The 22,239-nt window shown below is 65.6% G+C and carries 15 protein-coding genes; 8 read left to right on the top strand and 7 right to left on the bottom strand.

Annotated elements, in window-relative coordinates:
* Nucleotides 1-2 precede the first annotated feature (2 nt).
* The 7 genes from BRX37_RS02205 to BRX37_RS02175 all read left to right on the top strand — a co-directional run bounded on the left by BRX37_RS02205 (nucleotide 3) and on the right by BRX37_RS02175 (nucleotide 12,492).
* Nucleotides 3-929 (top strand): Gfo/Idh/MocA family protein, encoded by a 927-nt coding sequence (locus tag BRX37_RS02205; RefSeq protein WP_004208497.1) that lies wholly within the window; start codon nucleotides 3-5, stop codon nucleotides 927-929.
* 19 nt (nucleotides 930-948) lie between these two features.
* Nucleotides 949-2,514 (top strand): alpha-N-arabinofuranosidase, encoded by a 1,566-nt coding sequence (locus tag BRX37_RS02200; RefSeq protein ID WP_125985346.1) that lies wholly within the window; start codon nucleotides 949-951, stop codon nucleotides 2,512-2,514.
* An 82-nt stretch (nucleotides 2,515-2,596) separates the two neighbouring features.
* Nucleotides 2,597-3,625 (top strand): arabinan endo-1,5-alpha-L-arabinosidase, encoded by a 1,029-nt coding sequence (locus tag BRX37_RS02195; protein WP_125985345.1) that lies wholly within the window; start codon nucleotides 2,597-2,599, stop codon nucleotides 3,623-3,625.
* A gap of 52 nt (nucleotides 3,626-3,677) precedes the next feature.
* Nucleotides 3,678-5,111 (top strand): glycoside hydrolase family 43 protein, encoded by a 1,434-nt coding sequence (locus tag BRX37_RS02190; RefSeq protein ID WP_010338083.1) that lies wholly within the window; start codon nucleotides 3,678-3,680, stop codon nucleotides 5,109-5,111.
* Nucleotides 5,112-5,370: 259 nt separating this feature from the next.
* On the top strand, nucleotides 5,371-8,199 hold the full coding sequence (locus BRX37_RS02185; protein WP_125985344.1) for a TonB-dependent receptor: 2,829 nt from the start codon (nucleotides 5,371-5,373) through the stop codon (nucleotides 8,197-8,199).
* A gap of 129 nt (nucleotides 8,200-8,328) precedes the next feature.
* Nucleotides 8,329-10,350 (top strand): MGH1-like glycoside hydrolase domain-containing protein, encoded by a 2,022-nt coding sequence (locus BRX37_RS02180; protein ID WP_318276563.1) that lies wholly within the window; start codon nucleotides 8,329-8,331, stop codon nucleotides 10,348-10,350.
* Nucleotides 10,351-10,467: 117 nt separating this feature from the next.
* Nucleotides 10,468-12,492, top strand: a complete 2,025-nt coding sequence (locus BRX37_RS02175; RefSeq protein WP_125985342.1) for a trifolitoxin synthesis, TfuA — start codon at nucleotides 10,468-10,470, stop codon at nucleotides 12,490-12,492.
* On the opposite strand, the gene BRX37_RS02170 is transcribed toward BRX37_RS02175, so the two are convergent.
* The 7 genes from BRX37_RS02170 to BRX37_RS02140 form a co-directional block, all read right to left on the bottom strand.
* On the bottom strand, nucleotides 12,479-13,171 hold the full coding sequence (locus BRX37_RS02170) for a TfuA-like protein (protein ID WP_125985341.1): 693 nt from the start codon (nucleotides 13,169-13,171) through the stop codon (nucleotides 12,479-12,481). The two genes, BRX37_RS02175 and BRX37_RS02170, sit on opposite strands and share 14 nt — an antisense overlap.
* Entirely contained in the window at nucleotides 13,168-14,346 is a 1,179-nt protein-coding gene (locus BRX37_RS02165; RefSeq protein ID WP_125985340.1) for a YcaO-like family protein, read from the bottom strand. Before BRX37_RS02165 ends, BRX37_RS02170 begins: the two co-directional genes overlap by 4 nt.
* 14 nt (nucleotides 14,347-14,360) lie before the next feature.
* Entirely contained in the window at nucleotides 14,361-14,630 is a 270-nt protein-coding gene (locus BRX37_RS02160) for a hypothetical protein (protein ID WP_004208506.1), read from the bottom strand.
* A 106-nt stretch (nucleotides 14,631-14,736) separates the two neighbouring features.
* Nucleotides 14,737-15,051, bottom strand: coding sequence for a hypothetical protein (locus BRX37_RS02155; RefSeq protein WP_004208507.1), 315 nt, complete (start codon nucleotides 15,049-15,051; stop codon nucleotides 14,737-14,739).
* Between the two features lie 61 nt (nucleotides 15,052-15,112).
* Nucleotides 15,113-17,305, bottom strand: a complete 2,193-nt coding sequence (locus BRX37_RS02150) for a hypothetical protein (protein ID WP_318276562.1) — start codon at nucleotides 17,303-17,305, stop codon at nucleotides 15,113-15,115.
* Nucleotides 17,306-17,401: 96 nt separating this feature from the next.
* Nucleotides 17,402-18,727 carry a peptide MFS transporter gene (locus BRX37_RS02145; RefSeq protein WP_125985339.1) on the bottom strand — a complete coding sequence of 442 codons (1,326 nt, stop codon included), beginning with the start codon at nucleotides 18,725-18,727 and terminating at the stop codon, nucleotides 17,402-17,404.
* A complete protein-coding gene (locus BRX37_RS02140; protein WP_125985338.1) occupies nucleotides 18,724-20,001 on the bottom strand; it encodes a metal-dependent hydrolase family protein in 1,278 nt (425 codons plus the stop codon). The genes BRX37_RS02145 and BRX37_RS02140 overlap by 4 nt, the downstream gene beginning before the upstream one ends.
* A gap of 66 nt (nucleotides 20,002-20,067) precedes the next feature.
* Here BRX37_RS02140 and BRX37_RS02135 point away from each other — a divergent pair, with 66 nt between their 5' ends.
* Nucleotides 20,068-22,230: a penicillin acylase family protein gene (locus BRX37_RS02135; protein WP_125985337.1), complete on the top strand. Its 2,163-nt coding sequence runs from the start codon at nucleotides 20,068-20,070 to the stop codon at nucleotides 22,228-22,230.
* Nucleotides 22,231-22,239 lie beyond the last annotated feature (9 nt).

The following is a 22,239-nucleotide window of genomic DNA, read 5'->3' as shown; positions in this document are numbered from 1 at the left end:
CGATGGACCCGATCCGCATCGCGATCATCGGCATCGGCAAGATTGCACGCGACCAGCATGTCCCCGCCATCCGTGGGAACAGCGCGTTCAGTCTTGCCGCGACGGTCAGCCCGCATGATGCCGGGCTGGACGGCGTGCCGCACCATGCCAGCCTGGACGAATTGCTGGAACAGGGGCCGGCCGTCGATGCGGTCGCGCTCTGCACCCCGCCCCAGGTCCGTTACGACCTGGCGGCGCAGGCCCTGGCCAAGGGCATCCATGTCTTCCTGGAAAAGCCGCCCGGCGCGACCCTGGCCGAAGTGGCCGCGCTCAGCGCCCGCGCCGACAAGGTCGGGGCCAGCCTGTTCGCGGCCTGGCATTCGCGCTTTGCCGCCGGCGTCGCTCCGGCCCGCGCCTGGCTCGCCGAGCGGCGGATCGACAAGGTGTCGATCATCTGGCGTGAGGATGTCCGCGTCTGGCATCCGGGCCAGGCCTGGATCTGGCAGCCCGGCGGTCTGGGCGTGTTCGATCCCGGCATCAACGCCCTGTCGATCGCGACCCATATCCTGCCCCGCCCCTTCTTCCTGAAGGACGCAACCCTGGTGCTGCCGGAAAACCGCGCAGCGCCGATTGCCGCCGACATGCTGTTCCGCGACACCGCCGGCGCCGAAATCCACATGGATCTCGACTGGCGCCAGACCGGCCCACAAAGCTGGGACATCATCGTCGAGACCGATGCCGGCCCCTTGAAGCTCAGCCATGGCGGCGCCGTGCTGTCGCTGCCCAGCGGCACCGAGCATGGCGAGGATATCGAATATGCCGGCCTTTACAGCCGCTTCGCCACATTGATCCGCGGCGGCCGCAGCGATGTCGATACCGACCCGCTGCGCCTGGTTGCCGACGCCTTCCTGCGCGGCAAGCGGGAAACCACCGACGCATTTCACGACTGACATTCGAGAGGAGAGAGGAATGTTGAAAGCCCTGCGCCGTACCACGGCCGCGCTGCTGCTGTGCGCCACCGCGCTCGCCCCAGCCGCGCACGCCCAGACCGGCGGCAAGCCGACCACGGCGACGATCCATGCCGACCAGCCCGGCGCCGTCTATGACAAGCGCGTCTTCACCCAGTTTGCCGAGCATCTGGGCAATGGCATCTATGGCGGCCTGTGGGTCGGCAACGACAAGTCCATCCCCAACACCAACGGTTTCCGCAACGACGTGGTCGCCGCGCTGCGCAACCTGTCGGTACCGGTGATCCGCTGGCCCGGCGGCTGCTTCGCCGACGAATATCACTGGCGTGAGGGCATCGGCCCCAAGAAGGACCGCCCGGTCAAGGTCAACACCCATTGGGGCGGCGTGACCGAACCCAACACCGTCGGCACGCACGAATTTTTCGAGCTGCTGCGCCAGGTCGGCGCCGAAGCCTATATTGCCGGCAATGTCGGCAACGGCACGCCCCAGGAAATGGCCGAATGGGTGGAATATATGACCGCGCCCGCCGGCAGCCTTGCCGAACTGCGCGCCAAGAACGGCCATAAGGAGCCCTGGGCCGTTCCCTATTTTGGCATCGGCAACGAGCTGTGGGGTTGCGGTGGCAACATGCGCCCCGAATTCGCCGCCGACGAAACCCGTCGCTACGCCACCTTCGTCAAGGCGCCGGCCGGCACCAAGATCATGAAGGTCGCCGCCGGCGCCAATGTCGACGACTATAACTGGACCGAAACCATGATGCGCGTCGCGGGCGACAAGCTCGATGGCGTCTCGCTCCATTATTATGTCCATCCCGCCGGTGGCTGGCCGCCGCGCGCACCCGCCGTCGACTTCGACGAAAATGGCTGGGCCGACGCACTCAACGGCGCGATGCACATGGACGAACTGATCACCAAGCACAGCGCGATCATGGACAAGTACGACCCCAAGAAGCGCGTCTTCCTGGCGGTCGACGAATGGGGCGCCTGGTATGCCCAGGATCCGGGCACGCATCCTGGCTTCCTGCGCCAGCAGAACACGCTGCGCGACGCGCTGATCGCCTCGATCCATCTCGACATCTTCGCCAAGCATGCCGACCGCGTCCGCATGACCGCGATCGCGCAGATGGTGAACGTGCTGCAGGCGATGATCCTGACCGACGGCAAGAAGATGGTGCTGACGCCCACCTATCATGTCTTCGAGATGTACAAGCCCTGGCAGGACGCCACCGTGCTGCCGATCGACATCCAGACCCCCTGGTATGCGAAGGATCAGTACACCATGCCGGCGGTCAGCGGCTCGGCGGTCAAGGGCAAGGACGGCAAGGTCCATGTCGGCCTGTCGAACCTCGACCCGAACCAGACCAACACCGTCACCGTGAAGCTCGATGGCCTGAGCGCCAGCAGCGTCACCGGCCGCATCCTGACGGCGTCGGCGATCAATTCGCACAACAGTTTCGACGCGCCCGAAACCGTCAAGCCCGTCGCCTTCACCGGCGCACAGGTCAGCGGCGGCACGCTGACCGTCGCGCTGCCGCCCAAGTCGGTGGTCGTGCTCGAACTGCAATAAGGCTTTTCGCCAACTGGGTGGGCGGCTCCTCGGGGCTGCCCGCCCATTTTTCGTTTCCGATAATTTGGGGAGAGGCCGGCAGATGCGGCAGACCATCATCACCTTGGCAAGCCTTGCCCTGCTGGCCGGCAGCGCAGTTGCGCAAGCGCCAACCGAGCAGCCCGCGACCACGCTCAACGATCGCCTGACCGGCGACCTCGTCCCCACCCATGACCCGGTCATCATTCGCGAAGGCAGCACCTATCATGTCTTCAGCACCGGCCATGGCGACCGGCTGATCGAGACGCGAACCTCGCCCGACCTTGTCCACTGGACCGCCGGCAAGCCCGTCTTCACCGCCCTGCCCGACTGGGCCAAGCAGGCGATCCCCGGCAGCAACGGCATGTGGGCGCCCGACATCAGCTTCGTGAACGGCCGCTACCGCCTCTATTATTCGGTTTCGACCTTCGGCTCGAACCGCTCGGCCATCGGCCTTGCCACCAGCCCGACGCTGGACCCCAAGGCGAAGAATTTCGGCTGGCGCGACGAGGGGCTGGTCGTCATGTCGACCAGGGAGGATGATTATAACGCGATCGACCCCAATTTCATCATCGACCGCGATGGCCGCCACTGGCTGAGCCTCGGCAGCTTCTGGACCGGGATCAAGCTGTTCGAGTTGGATCCCAGGACCGGCAAGCCTAAGGATCCCAAGGCCAAGCCCTATTCGATCGCGCGCCGCCCTGCCCCCGCCGGCGGCCCGGCGCCGGTGGAAGCGCCCTTCATCGTCGACCATGGCGGCTATTATTGGCTGATGGTCAGCTATGACTATTGCTGCAAGGGCGTGAACAGCACCTATTACACCGTGATGGGCCGCTCCAAGGACATCACCGGTCCCTATCTAGGCAAGGACGGCAGCCCGCTGATGGAAGGCGGCGGCAGCATCTTCCTGCGCGCCGACCTGCAGGAACAGCAGCGCTTCCGCGGCCCCGGCCATGCCGGCTGGCTGCATGATCGCGATGGCAAGGACTATGTCGTCTACCATGCCTATGACAAACAGGCGAACGGCGCCCCCACCCTGCGCATCGCCCCGGTGCGCTGGGGGGCTGACGGCTGGCCCGTTGCCGATTATTGATCCAATTGTCTGACTATCGCCGCGTCCCGCCGCGGCATCAGGAGAGAGAAGAATGAATTTCGCCCTGTCCCGCCGTGGCTTCCTTGCCAGCACTGCCGCCTTGTCGGCCGCGCCGATCGCCGCCCGCGCCGGTGCCGCCGCTCCGGCCGTTGCGGCCCCGGTGCCGGTCAATCCGCTGGTCAAGCAGCGCGCCGACGCGCAGGTCTTCCTGCACGATGACGGCTATTATTACATGACCGGATCGGTGCCCGAATATGACCGTCTGGTGCTGCGCCGCTCCAAGACCCTGGCCGGCCTTGCCACCGCCGAGGAGGCGGTGCTGTGGCGCCATGAGGCAAGCGGCCCGCGCTCCGGCTTCATCTGGGCGCCCGAACTCCACCAGATCGACGGCAAATGGTATATGTATTTCGCTGCCGGCCCGAGCGGCGGCGGCGACGACGTGTTCCGCATCCGCACCTATGCCGTGGTATGCGACGGCGCCGATCCGATGACCGGCAAATGGAGCGTACTGGGCGAATTCCAGGCCCCCTGGGACAGTTTCAACCTCGATTCGACCAGCTTCGTCCACAAGGGCGTGCGCTATTTCGCCTGGGCCCAGAAGGAACCGGGCATCAACACCAACAGCAATCTCTACATCGCCAAGCTCGAATCGCCACTGAAGCTGGCCGGGAAGGCGACCCGCCTGACCGTGCCGACGCTCGACTGGGAAGTGCGCGGCTACAAGGTGGCCGAAGCCCCCGCCGTCCTGCATCGCAACGGCCGCCTGTTCATGACCTATTCGGCCAGCGCCACCGACGCGCGCTATTGCCTGGGCATGCTGACCGCGGACGAGAATGCCGACCTGCTCGATCCCAAGAGCTGGACCAAGTCGCCCCAGCCGGTGTTCAAGACCTGCACCGAAACCAGCGTCTATGGCCCCGGCCACAACAGCTTCACCGTGGACGAGAAGGGCCGCGACATCCTCGTCTATCATGGCCGCGACTATGAGGCGATCCAGGGCGACCCGCTGTTCAACCCGGACCGCCACACCCGCGTCCAGCGCCTCTATTTCCAGGCTGACGGCACGCCGGACTTCGGCGTGCCCGTGGGCAATGGCGCGATGCCGGAACGGTTCGTCTCGGCTGCCGATCCCAAGGCGCTGCTGGCCCATCAGGGCACCGACCTGATCGCGGGGAATCCCGCGCTCGCCCAGACCCAGTTCCGCCAGTCGCCCGGCCGCGCCGGCGCGAAGAGCGTGATGCTCTCCCCCATCCTGCTGCCCGATCATTATCTGGTCGCGGCCAAGGACGGCACGGTCAGCCTGATGAAGGATGATCGCAGCGCCGATTTCGCGCTGCGCAGCCAGTTCGTCCGGTTCGAGGATGCAGCCCAGGGAACGGTCCGCTTCGCGACCATCGCCGTCGCCGGCAAGCATCTCGCCGCGATCGACGGCCGCATCGGCCTGGCGCGCAGCAAGGATCCGCGCACGCAATGGTACGCCGACTGACCGCGACTCGCCGAGTCTGACAAATAGGGCCATGGGCTCGCGCCGCCAAAAGCCGCGCAAGCCCATGGCCTTTCGGCTTTTTATGGCCTGAAACGCCCGAAAAACCGGGCCAGAATCGCTGCGGCAAATTTGCAACATGGGTGCCACGTAGCGCAACCCCGGCCCAATATTTCACTTGCGCTTCTCAGCATGTGGAAATAATTAGTCAGAGTAATTCGTGGGCATGGCAACGGGCCAGCCCCTTGGGGAGGACTTGAAAATGGCTATCCGGCCGATCGCACTCTGTTCTGCGTCGCTTGTCGCGCTGACCCTGTCGGGCGCCGCCTTCGCGCAGACCGACGCCGCTCCGCAGACCATCGCGCAGGACGCGCCGACCGAAGATATCGTCGTCACCGGCGTGCGCGCTTCGATCGTCGGCGCCCTGAACGTCCGCAAGGAATCGACCCAGATCGTCGATTCGATCGTGTCCGAAGACGTCGGCAAATTGCCTGACAATAATGTCGTCGAAGCGCTTCAGCGCGTAACCGGCATCCAGGTTACCGACCGCGCCGGCGGCGAAGCGGCGACCATCACCATTCGCGGCCTGACCGACCCGTTGACCACCCTTAACGGCCGCAACATCTTCACTGCCGCCGGCACGTCCTTCGCCCTGCAAGACATCTCGGCCAACCTCGTGAAGCAGGTCGATGTCTACAAGACGCGTTCCGCTGACCAGCTCGAAACCGGCCTTGCCGGCCAGATCGACGTCCAGACCCGCCGCCCGCTCGACTTCGATGGCTTCACCATTTCCGGCCTGGCGCGCGGCGTCTATTCGGAGCTGGCGGACAAGTTCAATCCGAACGTCGCGCTGCTGGTCAGCGATCGCTGGGAAACCGGCATCGGCGACATCGGCTTCCTGATCAACGGCAGCTACACCCGTGCCCATTATCGCAACCAGAATCTCCAGGCCGGCGCCATGGTGCCCTTCGCCACCGAGAATCCGCCCGAAGGTTCGGGCCTGACCCCGCTGCAGCGTATCTTCCCTGGCGCGACCAACGAGAACTGGACGCCGGGCCTCGACGCCGGCCTGCCGACCGCACCGGGTTCGACACTCAACATCAACGGCGTCGAAACGCCCTATTATCTCTCGCGTGACGCCGTCATCGCCTCCGACCTCTACGGCAAGCGCGAGCGTCCGTCGGTCAACGCTGCGCTCCAGTGGGCGCCCAATGACAGTTCGGTTTACACCGCCGAGGTGTTCTACACCGGCTTCCGTGGGGAAACCTTCAACAGCCTGCACTTCAGCTTTGCCGACTGGTGGGGCAACCTGCCCGCCGACGTGGCCAACAGCTTTGAACTCTATGATGGCACCAACATCATCAAGTCGCGCCAGATGGGCGCGGTCGCCGGCTTCAACAGCGGCGACATGGCGACCAACAAGACAGACAGCTATGTCTATGCGCTGAACGCCAAGTGGGACGTGGGTGAGCGCGGCAAGATCGTCGCCGACATCGCCTATCAGGACAGCAAGAACGAAACCTCCTTCTTCGCTATCCGTACCGATCGCGGCCCGCTCGACATCGACGTCGATTTCAACGCGGGTGGCGGCCTGCCTGCCTACAGCTTCGCCAATCAGGGCGTGCTGACCGACGCAAGCCAGTGGACCGTGGGCAACCTGTTCGACAGCGGAACCAAGAACACCGGCAGCGCCCTGACCATGATGCTGGACGGCGAATATAAGTGGGATGAAGGCTTCCTGCGTCGCATCAAGGCCGGCTTCCGCTTCGATGATCGCAATGCCGATTCCTACGTCCGCGATCAGGGCGCCGGCGGCCTGCCGGGCATGACGCTGGCGGCCTTCAGCCAGGGCACTCCCTTCACCAACAGCGGCTTCTTCGACGGACGCGCAGACATCCCGACCAGCTGGGTGCTGGCTGACCCGCGCAGCATGGACAAGGATGCTGTCCGCAGCCTCTATCGTTCCGTAGCCCCCGGCCTGTTGCTGTCGGACGAAATGACTTTCGGCCATGTGTTCGGCATCAACGAAACCAATCTGGCCGCCTATGTCATGGCCGATGGCGAAGTCGAAATCTTCGGTCGCCCGCTGCAGCTTCAGGCTGGCGTGCGCTTCGTTGCGATCGACACGCTGTACGACTATTTCGACCGCGGCAATAATTTCGCGCGCACCACCGTGTCGACCGGTTCGGAAAAGTTCCTGCCGTCCTTCACCGCGCGCTATAATCTGACCGACAATCTGCGCATCCGCTTCAACTATGGCGAAACGCTGCGCCGTCCGGCCTTTGGCGATCTCAACCCCAATCTGGCGCTGACGGGCGATCTCTCCCGCATCGGCTTCGGCTCGGGTTCGTCGGGCAACGCCAATCTGCGTGCGACCCATTCGAAGAATATGGACCTTGCGATCGAATGGTATTTCGAACGCAACAGCGCCATCTATGCGACCGCTTTCCGTCGCAAGATCGACGGCTTGGTCGTACCGCTGACCGTGCGTGAGTTCATCCCGAACAACTATCTGCCGCGCAACGAAACCTATACCGAATATTTCAATATCACCCGGCCTGAAAACGCCTCGAACGGCACGCTCAAGGGTGTGGAACTGGGCCTCACATACTTCCCGTCCTATCTGCCGTCGATCCTCGATGGTCTGGGCTTCACCGGCAGCGCGACGATCCTGGATTCCGAACAGACGATCCCGGTCGTCAACAATGAAGGTGAGATCACTGGCACCGCCAAGTCGGCCTTCTTCGGCGTGTCGAAGCTGTCCTACAACGCCACGCTGGCCTATGACAGCGGCCCGGTCGGTGCCCGCCTGTCCTACATCTGGCGCAAGGGTTTCCTGAACAACAATGAAGGCCGCTCCTTCGCCAACCCGATCGGCATGTGGCGCGCGCCCGAAAAGAGCCTGGACTTCCAGCTGACCTGGAACGTCAATGACGATATCGGCGTCACTTTCGACGCGGTGAACATCACCAAGGCGAAGCAGCAAAACTATTACAAGTTCGGCGATGTCGGCAATCCGACGGAGTTCAACTCCAGCACGCTGCTGATTGATCGGACCTTCGCTCTGGGTGTTCGCTTCAAGTTTGACTGAGTGCCCGATGGAGCGCGGCGTCTCCTCGCTGCGCCCCATTTTCATGGCGGTCGTTCCGGGAACCTCTCCAACTCCCCGGAACGGCCGCCATATTTGTTTCAGGATATAGGGAGACGGACGATGCACGCGATGAGGATGCTTCTGCTGGCAGGAGCTGCCATGATCGGCATGGGCGCCGCCTCTCCCCCTCCCGGCTCCGTCGGCCTCGATACCCATGCCATCGCGGTGCAGCGCTTCGGCAATGACGCACCCTGGTATCAGGATCGCATCCCCTTCTTCGAATCCGCCGACCCGAAGATCGACGCCGTCTATTATTATCGCTGGCAGATCTTTCGCGGCCATCAGCGCGACCTGGGCGAAGAAGGCTATATCACCACCGAATTTTTCGACGATGTCGACTGGCAGCGCCATCCCTATGCCAGCCTCAACGACGCGACCGGCTTTCACCTGGCCGAAGGTCGCTGGCTGAACGACCGGCGCTTTGCCGACGATTATATCCGCTTCATGTATCGCGGCGGCAATGACCGCCACTTCACCGACTATATGGCGGACTCGGTCTGGGGCCGTTACCTGATCGATGGCGACAAGGCGGGCGTGCTCGAACATCTGCCGGTGATGCGCCACATCTACCGCCTGTGGGACGAGAAGTTCGACTTCGACAAGGGGCTCTATTTCGTCGAGCCGCTGCTCGACGCAACCGAATATACCGTCTCCTCGATCGACGCATCGGGCGGCAAGGACGGGTTCCGCGGCGGCGACGCCTTCCGCCCCTCGGTCAACAGCTACATGTATGCCAATGCCCGCGCGCTGGCGAAGATGGCGACCATGGCCGGCGACACCGAAATGACGCAGGAATATGAAGCCCGCGCGCAGGCGCTGAAGGACCATGTCCTTGCCGACCTGTGGAGCGAGAAACTCGGCCATTTCATCGACCGGCACCAGAGCCGCAAGAATCCGCACGTCAAATATTGGGATCCGATCCGCAACCGCGAATTGGTCGGCTATCTCCCCTGGATGTTCGACCTGGTCCCGGACGAGGCGAAATATGCCGGCGCGTGGACGCATCTGCTCGACCCCGCCTCGCTCGCCGGCAAGGCGGGCATGCGCACGGTCGAAGCCAATTACGAATATTATATGCGGCAATATCGCTATCTGGGCGACGCGCCGGAATGCCAGTGGAACGGCCCGATCTGGCCCTATCAGACGACCCAGGTGCTGATCGCCATGGCCAACCTGCTCGATCATCACAGCCAGCAGGGCCCGGTGACCCGCAGCGACTATATGCGCCTGCTGCGCCAATATACCGCGCTCCATTATCAGGGCGACCGGCTCGACCTGGAGGAGGATTATCATCCCGAAACCGGCAAGCCGATCGTCGGCCTCGATCGCAGCCATCATTATTTCCATTCGGGCTATAATGACCTGATCCTGGGCGGTCTGGTCGGCATCCGTCCGCGCGCCGACGATGTGCTGGAGGTGAACCCGCTGCTGCCCGACGCCGGCGATCCGCAGGCGCTGGCCTGGTTCCGGGCGCAGGACGTGCCCTATCATGGCCATCGTATCGCCGTGACATGGGACGCGGACGGCAGCCATTATGGCCGGGGCAAGGGCCTGTCGGTCGAGGTCGACGGCAAGGAAGTCGCCCGGCGCGAGACATTGGGCCGGATCGAGCTGCCGGTGGCGCGCGTCGCCAATGCGCCCGTCGCCCGGCCGATCAACCGCGCCGTGCAACTGGTGCGCAGCCAGTTCCCGATGGGCAGCGCGTCGAGCAACGCCGACCCCGAAAATGTCCATGACGCGATCGACGGCCGCACCTGGTTCTTCCCCGAACTGCCCAATGGCTGGTCCTCCGCGCCGGGAGAGGCCAACCAATGGTATGCCATCGACCTGGGCAAACCAGTGTCCATCGGTCGCGCCGAACTCGCCTTCTTCGCCGACGGCAAGCAGTTTGCCGTGCCGCAATCCTATCGCCTGCAGGCCATGGTCGATGGCCAATGGCGCGATGTCGCGACGCCCAAGGGCGCGCCGCTCGCCAATGGCGTGACCGATCTGCGCTTTGCGGGCCGCGCCGCGCGCCAGTGGCGGGTGCTGATGCGCCAGCCCCATGGCAAGGCGATCCGGCTGGCGGAAATCAAGCTGTTCGACCGCTGAATTGGCTATGGCCCTCGATCGTGACGCAGCCTAAACGGACCGTCGCCCTGTTCAGCAAGCTGTGTTAGGGCGGATCGATCGGCGGCCCGGCACTGCAGGCCGCCAGCAATAAAGGGCATGATGGTGACAGCGGCTGGCGAGCTTCGGTTTCGCTTTCGATTGCTCGGCGATTTCCGCCTGATCGACGAGGCGGACGGACGCGACCATAGCCCGCGCAGCCGCAAGGCCTGTGCCCTGCTCGCCCATCTCGCGCTGGAACCCGACCGTCGCGCCAGTCGCGACCGGCTGGTCGGCCTGTTGTGGAGCGACCGGGGCGAGGTGCAGGCCCGCGCCAGCCTGCGCCAGGCGCTGACCGACCTGCGTGCGCATCCTGCCGCCCCGCTCATCCATATCGAACGGCGCGACCTGCATCTGGCGGAGGGCGGCTTTTCCAGCGATCTGGGCGAGATACTGGCCTGCGCCGCCGCCAACGACCTGGCCGGACTGGCCTGTATCCTGGATGGCGCGGGCAGCGCGATACTGGACGGGCTGGAGGGGCTGGATCGCAGCTTCGACGACTGGCTGATGATCGAGCGGCAACGCTGGCGCGAGCGCATCGTCCAGGATGTGCTGCACGCTGTCGAGCGCAATGGCCAGGACGATCTGCTCGACCTGCGCCGTGCGATCCTGACCCAGTTGCAGCGGCTCGACACCGGCGATGAACGGATCGCCCGGCTCGGCATGGCGCTCGACCAGAAGGCCGGCGACCATGTCGCGCTCCACCGCCGCTACCGCCAGTTGGAGACCGGGCTGCAACGCGATCTGGATGCCCGCGTGTCGCCCGACACCGAAAGGCTGCTGCGCGAACTGACGACGGTCGGATCGGTCATCGCTCCCGCCCCGCGCGCGACCGCCGCGCCCGCCATCGCCACAATCCCGCAGGCCAATGTCGAGCCGCCGATCCTGGTGATCGCCCCATTCAGCCTGATCGGCGATGGCGGCCCGGACGGCGCCCTGCTCACCAGCATCTGCCATGACGATCTGCAGACCGCCCTGGGCGGCATGCGCGACCTGCGCATCCTGTCGGTCGACGCGCCATCGGCCGAGCGGATGAAGGCCGCCGCCCCCGCCTCGATCGCCAGCTATGCGCTGGACGGGTCGGTCCGCGCCGACGGCGATGGCTGGCGCATCAACCTGCGCATGACGCGGATCGACAGCGGCTTCCTGGTCTGGACGCGCCAGTTGACCGTGCGCCAGGGCGAATTGCTCGCCGCGATCGACGATCTGGTCGCCCGGATCGCCGGCGCCATCCTGCCGGTGGTCGAACGCGATGTCGGCAAGCTGATGGAAGGACGCGTGCCCAGCGGGTCGGACGCCTATCCGCTCTATTTCACCGCCCGTGCCAAGATATTGGCCGCCGCCAGCCTGGCCGAGGTGCAGGAAGGTGCCGACCTGCTGGAGCGCGCGATCCTGCTGGAACCGCGCCTGACCAACGCCTATCTGCAACTGGCGCGCCTCTACAACACCGATTTCATGCAGTTGATGGCGGGCCATGACGCCGCGCCGCTGCGCGCCCGCGCCTTCGATCTCTGCACCCGTGCGGTCGCGCTGGAACCCACCCATGGCGGCGTGCAGTCGCGCCTCGCCTGGTGCTATTTGCGGCGCGGCGACATGAAGCAGGCGATGCAGGGCTTCATGACCGCGCTCGACCTGACGCCCTTTCACGCCGACGGCATCAACGAGATCGGCTTCGGCCTCGTCCATCTGGGCGAGATGAAGGAAGCGCAGCGCCTGATCGCCCGCGCCTTCGAACTGAACCCCTTTCCGTCGGACGAATATTTTTCCGATCTCGCGGTGCTCTACGCCCTGTCGGGCGAGCATGAGGCGGCGGAAACCCAGTTCGAGATCGGCCGCAATCGATCGATCCATTATCTGGCGGTGCGGGGCGCCAATCTGGGCATGCTGGGTGGCGCGAAGCGGGCCGTCTCGGTGATCGACGAACTGCGCCAGCGTTTCGCCAGCCTGTGGCAGGGCGATACTCCGGCCCGCGACGCCGATCTGGTCGACACCATGATCCAGTTCCTGCCGCTGCAGGGGCCGGCCGAACGCAGCCTGTTCCTGACCGGGCTGGAACAGGCCGGATTGCGCATCACGCCGCGCTGATCTCCGCGCGCAGGCTGCGCAGGAAGAAGCTTTGCGGCGGCGGCGCGACACGCGGCGCGGCCACCGGCCCCGCTATCGTCCGCAGCAACAGCTCCGCATCCTTGCGCTTGAGGCTAAGCCCCTGATCGATCGGTGGCAGGTCGCGCCCGGTCGCCTGGCGGAAGACGTCGCCGATCAGCGCCCAGCTGCGATCCCGGAAATTCATCCGCCGCGCCAGCCGCAGCAGCAGCGCACGGTCGCCCGCTGCCATCTCCACCTGCGCAATCGCATGTTCGGCATCGACCAGCGCCAGCGTCATCGCGCGATGGCCCAATTCTGCCGGCGCATGACTGACCATCACCGCATCGTCCCGCTCGATCTGCCCCGTCCCGTAAGCCTGCGCGATCGCGCCGATGCCCACCATGCCGAACGGCGCCAGTTCCGCCGCACGCAATGCGCCCAGGCTCGCCGCACCATAGACGGCAATGCCTTCGGCCATCACCTGGATGATTTCCTTGTGCCAGACCGATGGCGTGGTTTCGAATAGTCCGTCGATCAGGCCGATCGCGGCCGGTCGTTCGATCGCGGCACGCAGCATGTCGCCGCGCCGCGCCGGTCCGCGCAACGCGACGCCATCGGGCAAGGCCATCGCGGAACCGCCCAGGCTCGGCCCGGCAAAGACGATCGCATGCAGGCTCATGCAGGCTCCATCGCCGCTTGCATCGTGCCTGTGCGCGATGGCCGGTCATGATCGCCAAAGGCCGGCACCAGCAGCTTCACCACATCGATGCCGAGGTCGGGCCGGGTCAGGTCATGACAGGCGACCGGCCCTGCTCCCACCATCGCACAGCGATCGAGCAGCCAGGCCAGATCATCCTCCGCCCCGTCATGCGCCACGGAGGGCACCGCCGACCAGGGTCGGGTTGCCGGCGCGAAATCGAGCATCGCCAGCAGGAAGCCCTGCCGCTGCTGCCCGGCATCGCGATAGCGCGCCGGATCGATATCGTCGCGCGCACCGGCGATCAGCGCGGCACGGGTCTGCGCCGCCTCGCAAATGGCGCGAGCGAGTGCGACGCCGGCATCGGGATGGCATCCCGCCCCCATTGCCGGCGGCAATTGCACGCTGCGGGCCACACCGCGTTCCGTGATGGCGCAGCCGATCACCGCTGCGCCGATCGGACCGGTCATGTCCCACAAGGACAGCGACAGCCCCGCGCGCCGCACCCGTGCGATCAGGCTGCGCCCCAGCCGGTCGGTCACGCTGTCCAGATCGATCGCGCTTGCCCGGCGCGCACGCAGCCCCTGTTCCAGCCAGCGGGCATGATCCTCGCGCTCGATCAGCTCGCACAGCGCCGAACAGCGCGCCTCGGCCGGGGTGTTGCCGGATGCCAGCCCATTGCTGTTGGGCCACAGATCGGGTTCGGCCGGCACGGTGAAATCCATCGTCACCAGCCCATGGGGTATCCGCATGGGCCGGCCGCTCAGCAGGTCGATCGCCTCGACCCAGCCGCGCGGTCGGGCCGGATCGAAGGATGCGCCCTGCTTGTCAGCCCGCGCCATCTGGCTCCAGAGCCGGGCTTCGCCGGCATCGGCACAACTGTGGCTGCTGGCGGGACAGGTTTCGGCGTGATGCAGTTCGATCGCTTCCATCAGCGCGGAGACACGCGCGGCATCAGGCGTGGCGCCCTTGCCCTGCGACACCGACAGCGACAGTGACAGGGGACGGACCGCCTGGAATACAGGGATGCCGATGCGGTCGAGGCCGGTCACATCGGCCAGCCGCGTGACACCCAGCGCACGGGCCACAGGCGCGATCCGTGCGAGGGTGTCGGCAGGACGGCGGGAGCGATGCGCCCCGCGCCGGAACATCTTCATGGGCGCGATCGGCCTCAGGCGAAGTCGGCCTTGCCCGACCCGATCTCGGCAAAATAGGCGCGAGTGGCGCGCTGCTGTCCCGGCAGGGCGACCGCATCCAGAACCGGCCCATCGGTGAACAGGCCGGCCACGCCGGCGATCGCCGCCTTGGCATCATCGCTGTCATCGTCGGCGGCCAGATAATGGACCTGCTCGACAAAGGCATAGCCAACGACCTTGGCCGGATCGGCCGGGTCGGTCAGCTTGATGACATAATTGGCGTCGGTGTCGTAGGATTCAGCCATATATACCCCCATAGTTCGTGACGGATCAAAAGTAGGTTGCGGAACCGTAATGACAAGCAGGGCGAGGACAATGAGGGAAAACCCTATCAACGCCGCACGGAGCATATCAGACATAAGCGAAGGGTTCGACTGAGCGCTTCACATACATGGCCTTGCCATTCGGGCTGACCGACACGCCCCAATAGCATGCCTCGCCCATCCCCGGTTCGATCGAGATGCGCACATCCTTGCTCGGCAATTCCACCTGCACCGGATCATTGCCGGCCGGCAGGCTGAGTTCCAGCGTGTGGGCGACGCCGATCTTGGCGCGGGTCTTCACATGGTCGAGCCAATGCACCAGCCGGTCGCCGATCGAGATACGGACGCTGTCATCCTTGAATCCCTGTTCGAGTGCGATGGTGATTTTGCGAAATTCCGACATTGTTGGTCCCCTTTCGGAATGATGGGGCGCACCGCCATGACAGGCGATGCGCCTGCATGGATCAGATACTGAGGCCGTTCGCCTTGAGGGCCAGCATGCGCTGCATGTCCTGGCCGAGGTTAAAGCCACCGATGACATCGCCCGCCCGCACCGCGTCGAAGCCCAGCCCCGCCTGGCGCAGCGCCGGGGCAACCCCGCCATCCAGTGCGCGGGCAAGCTTGCCTGCCTCGCGCAGGAAGCGGGTATGGCCAACGGCATTGACGGCGGCATCGGCACTGCCCTCGGTCGCGATGGCCAGCAGGTGGCGAGCTTCCTTGAGATCGGCGTCATAGACCTCGATGCGGCGGGCGGCCGCAGCAGGGGTCTCACCGGGCCGTGCCCGCTCATCCACCTGCAGCAGCTTATACTCGTCGGCCAGCGGGCCGGCGAGCGCGATCGCCGCCTGGCGCGCGAGCGGATGCTGACGCATCCGCGTGGCCGCCCGCAGCGCATCGACTGCCGATTGAACGCCACGCGTGCCGTTGACGGCCAGCACCTGGCCGACTTCCGGGGTGAAGATATCCTGCGCCAGCCGCTCTTCCTCGCGGCTTTCGGGCGGCTCCACCTTCACCTCCAGCGGGTTGGAGATGACGGCCCGGCCATCGACGACCAGCATCGCCTGGATGGTGTAGCGGCCCGGTTCGGCCATGTCCCAGCCATTGCGGCCGGCGCCGACCAGCACGCTGTCATAGAGCGCCTCACCCTGACCCAGAATGATTTCCAGGCTCTCGCCGCAATGGCGCGAATAGGGCGACCATTGGCGCGCGGGCCGGCCATCCTTGCTGATGATCAGGGTCAGGCCGGCCCGTTCCGACAGGCGCGCCGCCGATGCCAGCTTGGGCCGGCCACTGCGGTTGACCAGTGCCATCTCGACCACCGGCGGCAACAGATAGGGCAAGCGATTGTCGCGGGCATTGACCGACAGGGTCAGGCCGAACTCCTCATTGGGGTCCAACGCCACCTGCGAGAAGCCATGCTGGTCGAACCAGTCGGCATTGCCCATCTGCACGAAGCGTTCGGGGCCATGGCGCATGAACAGCAGTTCGGGATCGGAAAAGCGGAAGTCGAAATCGGCAAAGAAGGCCGCCTGGCCGCCCGCCACCGCATAGGGATAGTTCATGAAGCTGCGCGCTTCGGGATCGTCGGCCAGCGGAATCCAGGGCGTGCCCAGCGACTTCTGCCAGCTATGCGCCAGGTTGAAGGCGTGGCCGACCTCATGCGCGGCCGTCCAGAAACGCATCCGCCGCACCCAGGCGTCGGGATCGGCATCGCCCGCCGGCGGATGGGCGATGAAGGCGTCGGTGAAGATCGCCGTCCCCTGGCGATGGTTCGACCCGATATCGTCGAACATGATGCCACCCAGGCTGCTGCCCTGCACATGGAGCGAGGCGAACAGCACCCACAGCGACCATTGCGGCTTGTCGGCAAAGCGCGACCAGTAGATCTGCATCGCATCATGCATTTCCTGGTCGGTCCAGCGCTGGTCGGCGCCGGCCGCACCGAGCGGGATGGCGCCATTGCCGGGCGCATCGCTGACGTTGAAGCCCGCCCGCCGATAGACGGTATCCAGGCTCAGCGTCTCGCTGGCCATGGTCGCGGGATGATTGGGATGATCGTGCGTGCCGATCTCCGTCACGCGGGTCGCACCGGCCACCGTGTCATATTCGAACTCGGCCGGACGGAAGCTTGCAGAGCTGAACTGATAGGTGCGCACGAAGCTCGCTACGCCGCCGCCGCTGAAGGTCGCCTCCACCTTGCGCTGGGCGGCCAGCAGGCTCTTCGTCACCTTGAGGCTGATCTGGGTATGGGGGATGGCGCCGACCTGGCCATCCTTGAACCAGATCTGGCCGCTATAATGATTGGCCCCGGTCCGGGTCAGCGCCGCGACCCAGCTGACCACCGGCCCCAGCGGGCCGGCGCGCGTGCCGCTGACCGTCATCTGCGGATAGCGGCCATCGACGTCCAGCCGCAATTCCTCGCGCGTGTAGAGCGTCAGCGCATTGATATCGTCGTCGAAGCGATCGACCGCACCGGGCAGCGCGCGCGGCATCGGGAAGCGCGGCGAGCGCACGAAATTGTAGCGGCCGCTGGCCTGCACCAGCAGCGGCAGGTGCCGCACCGGCCGCAGCTTGGGGTCGATGTCGAAACCGGCCATGTCGGTATCGAGCGCGCTGTCGCCGTCAAAATCGGCGGGATCGAAATCGGCAGTCATCATTCCCTCCTGTCGGCGCGCGTCGGGTGCCCGCGCTCGCAGGATGGGGAATGGCATGGCCAGTGTGAGGCCAGGCGTCGGTCGAACGTGAAAAAAGTGTCAATCCGACCGAAAAATCGCTTTCCGTAGCGTCAATATCAGGAAAATCGCACCACATCCCGCAGCGATCCCGGCATGCAGCAGCCAGAAGGCAGTGGCCGGCATGCGGGCGTAGAAGCCCCCCACCCAGCCAACCAGAATATTGCCCAGGAAGAAGACGAGATAATAGAGGCCTATCGCCAGCCCGGCCTGGCGCGGCGGCGCGGCGCGGGTGAACAGCGCCAGGCTGACCGGCAATATATGGGCAAAACCGATGCCGTTGAGCAGATGAAAGGCAATCGCCCAGCCAAGCCCCGTTCTGCCGTCCGCACCCGCCAGCGCCGATCCCAGTGCCAGGCAAAGCATGCCCCCGGTCGCAAAGAGCGCCCCGATCGTCAGCTTGGCCAGATCGCCGGGCTCGGGCCGATGGCGCGCATAGCGGCGATAAACGAAAGGCAGGCCGGCAAGGATGGCCAGGCCCAGCCCCGCGTCGAGGGTGATGAGCCAACTGGTCGGCACGCGCAGCCCGCCCAACGTCAGTTCCAGATGCGCGTCGCCCCAGATCAGATAGGCGTTGAATATCTGATTGTTGGGCAACAACGCCACCGCCAGCAGCGGGATCAGCAGGACGATACCCAGCAGGCCACGCAGATCCTGCCCGGTCATGCGCATGCGCCCCTCCGATCGTGGTCCGCGCTCATCAGCCGGCAGATGCCTGCGTCCGGCGAGATAGATGATCGTGGCGATCGCCATGCCGACGCCGGCGACGGCAAAGCCGACATGCCAGCCGCGCGTTTCCGCCAGCGTGCCGATCACCAGCGGTGCGGCGATCAGGCCGATATTGATCCCCAGATAATAAAGCTGGAACGCGCCGTCGCGACGCGGGTCATCATGGCGATAGAGCGCGCCGATCTGGCTGGCGAGATTGCCCTTGAACAGGCCGCTGCCCAGCACCAGCAAGCCGAGCGCGGGCAGGAAGGCGGCCTGGACCGCCATCAGAAAATGCCCCGCCATCATCGTCAATGCGCCCAGCAGCACCGTGCGATGCCGGCCCAGCAGCCGGTCCGCGACCAGCCCACCCAGGATCGGTGTCACATAGACGCTGGCAAAATAGGTGCCGACAATGGCGGAGGCGAGCGGCTGGCCGTCGAGCCCGCCATAGAGCTGGCGAAAGGCATCGAAGAAAAGCAGGCCGTCGGCCTGTCCCGGCTGCAGCAGATGCTTGATCAGATAGAGGGCCAGCAGCGACTGCATGCCATAATAGGAAAAACGCTCCCACGCTTCGGTGAACAGCAGATAGGCGAGGCCCCGCGGATGGCCCAGAAAAGCGCGATCGCCCTGGTTCATGGCTGCGCGCCCGGCCCCTTGTAGATGACGCCGTCCTTCATCACGAAGCCGACCTGGCGCAGCGCGCCGATGCTGCGGGTCGGATCGCCCTCGACCGCGACCAGATCGGCGAGCAGGCCCGGCTTCACCGCGCCCAGCCGGTCGGCGATGCCGAACAGTGCCGCATTGCCGCTGGTCGCCGCGACCAGCACGTCGCGGGGCGCCATGCCGGCGGCGGCCATCAGCTCCGCCTCGCGGGCATTGTCGCCATGGGCGAACACGCCGACATCGCCGCCCAGGCAGATGGCGACACCCGCCGCCCGCGCGCGATCCAGCGCCTGGCGCGCCTGCGTCACCGCCGCCGGCGCCGGTTCCGCCCCGGTCCAGCCACGATAGCGGGCGGTGGCATCGGACGCCGCCAGGGTCGGGCAATAGCCGACACCATGCGCCTTCATCAGCGCGAAGGTCGCGGCGCTGCCCTCATAGCCATGCTCGATCGTGTCGACCCCGGCCAGGATCGCCCGGCGCATCCCTTCGTCGGTGGCGGCATGGGCCGCGACCTTGCGCCCGGCGCTGTGCGCAGCCTCCACTGCCGCTGCCATTTCCGCTTGGGTGAAGGTCGGGCGGCTCGGCTCGCCCTTGCCCCAGCGATAATCGGCATAGAGCTTCACGACATCGGCGCCGGCCGCGATCTGTCGCCGCACCGCCGTCACCAGATCGGGGCCGCCGGCTTCCTCCGCGCCCAGCGGCACGGCGACGCCCGGCTCGAAACCACGCGGGCCATAAGCGCCCGGTGCCACCAGCGCTCGCGTCGCGACCAGCATGCGCGGCCCGGCGATGATCCCCTGCTCGATCGCCTGCTTGAGGCCGACATCGGCATAGCCAGCCCCTTCGGTGCCCAGATCGCGCACGGTGGTGAAACCCGCCATCAGCGTCGCCCGCGCCGACACCGTGGCTCGCACCGTGCGCAGCGCCAGCGGCTCGTGCAGCACCTGATCGTCCCAGCTCGTCTCGTTATAGGGGTGCAGGAACAGGTGCGAATGGCCCTCGATCAAGCCGGGGAGCAGGGTCTTGCCGGGCAGGTCGATGACGGTCGCTCCGGCTGGCGCATCGATCCCCGGTCCGGCCGCCTCGATCCGGTTGCCGCGCACCAGCACCGCCCATCCGCGATGCAACGTCGCGCCGTCGAACACGGCATCGGGGCGCAGCAGATAGAGCGCCGGCGCGGCCTGCTCCGCCCCCGCCGGCATCGGCGCGACGAACAGAAAGGCCAGCAGGATCAAAAGCCTGTGCATCGATATCATCCCCCTTGACGGGAGGCTGCTTGCGCCGCCCCGCCCCCTTCATTACTCCCCCTCTCTATGACGAAATTCCTGCCGCGCGCCACCTCCCTTGCGGGGGCATTGGTCGCTCTTGCCGCCTGCCCTGCCCTTGCCCAATCGCCGACCGCGCTCTCGCCGGCCAAGGTCACCATCACCCGCGACCAGTGGGGCATCGCCCATGTCCATGGCGCGACCGATGCCGACGCCGTCTTCGGCATGGTCTATGCCCAGGCCGAAGACGACTTCAACCGGATCGAGACCAATTATCTGGTCAACTTGGGCCGCCTCGCCGAAGCCGAGGGCGAGAAGGCGATCTGGCAGGATCTGCGCCAGCGCCTGTTCATCGATCCTGCCCGGTTGCAGGCCGACTACGCCCGCAGCCCGGCCTGGCTCAAGAAGCTGATGCAGGCCTGGGCCGATGGCCTGAATTATTATCTTTCGACCCATCCGATGGTGAAGCCGCGGGTCATCACCCGGTTCGAACCCTGGATGGCGCTGAGCTTCACCGAAGGCAGCATCGGCGGCGATATCGAGCGGGTGCCGCTGACCCAGCTACAGGCCTTTTACGAGAAGAAGCCGGTGGCGCTGACCATGCTGGAACAGGGCCTTGCCTATCGCGAGCCGCAGGGGTCGAACGGCTTCGCCATCGCGCCGTCGCGGACGGAAGGCGGCCATGCCCTGTTGATGATCAACCCGCACACCAGCTTCTTCTTCCGATCCGAACTGCAGATGAGCAGCGACGAGGGGCTGGACGCCTATGGCGCGGTCACCTGGGGCCAGTTCTTCATCTATCAGGGCTTCAACCGCCATATCGGCTGGATGCACACGTCGAGCGGCATCGACAATGTCGATGAATTTGCCGAAACGATCGTGCCGCAGGGCGATCGCCTCTTCTATCGCTATGGCAAGGAATTGCGCCCGGTCACCGAAAAGACCATCGCCATTTCCTACCGTACCGAAGACGGCAAGCTCGCCCAACGCGCCTTCACCGGTTACTCCACCCATCATGGCCCGATCGTGCGGACGCAGGGCGACAAGTGGATCGCCTTCGCGCTGATGAACAAGCCGGTGCCGGCGCTGGAACAAAGCTATCTGCGCACCAAGACCAGCGATTATGCGAGCTTCCTCAAGGTCGCAGAGAATAAGGCGAATAGCAGCAACAACACGCTGCTGGCCGACGACAAGGGCGAGATCGCCTATCTCCACCCGCAATTCGTGCCGATCCGCGACGATCGCTTCGACTATACGAAGCCGGTGGACGGCAGCGATCCGGCGACCGACTGGCGCGGCCTGCATGACCTGTCCAGCCTGCCCCAGGCGGTGAACCCGAAGGGCGGTTGGGCGATGAACACCAATAACTGGCCCTGGACGGCGGCCGGCGCGGATAGCCCACAGCGCGCGGCCTTTCCCCGCTACATGGACCAGGCCGGCGAAAATCCGCGCGGCCCCCATGCGCAGATCGTGCTGTCGGCCAATGAGCATTTCACCCTCGATAGCCTGATCGGCGCTGCCTATGATCCCTATCTGACCGGCTTCGCGCGGCTGGTTCCGGGCTTGATCGCGGCCCAGGACAGGGCGCCCGATCCGGCGCTGGCCGATGCGGTGCAGAGCCTGCGCGGCTGGGACTTTAAATGGAGCCTGACCTCGACCCAGACGTCTCTCGCCGTCTTCTGGGGCGAGGCGCTGTGGAAGGCGGTAGCCCCGGCGGCCAAGGAAGCGGGCCTGTCCACCATCGACTATATGGCGACCCGCGCGACCGACGCGCAGAAGCTGGCGGCACTGCGCGAGGCGGTCGATCGACTGACTGCCGATTTCGGCAGCATCGCCGTGCCCTGGGGCGAGATCAACCGCTACCAGCGCAATGACGGCGCGATCGTCCAGACGTTCGACGACGCCAAGCCCAGCACGCCCATCCCGTTTGCCTCGTCGCAATGGGGATCGCTCGCCGCCTTCGGCGCGGCGCGCTATCCGGGGACGAAGCGTTATTATGGCACCAAGGGCAACAGCTTCGTCGCGGCGGTCGAGTTCGGGCCGAAGGTCGTTGCCCGTGCGGTCAGCGCCGGCGGCGAGAGCGGCGATCCCCACTCGCCCCATTTCGCCGATCAGGTCGACCTCTATGCCAAGGGCGATCTGCGCCCGGTCTATTTCTACCCCGAAGACATAAAGGCCCATGCCGTGCGCACCTATCGGCCCGGCGAATAAGGATAGATG

This window comes from Sphingomonas sp. S-NIH.Pt3_0716 (assembly GCF_003950715.1).
Taxonomy (GTDB): Bacteria; Pseudomonadota; Alphaproteobacteria; order Sphingomonadales; family Sphingomonadaceae; genus Sphingobium; species Sphingobium yanoikuyae_A.
This window is presented reverse-complemented; position numbering and strand designations above follow the sequence as displayed.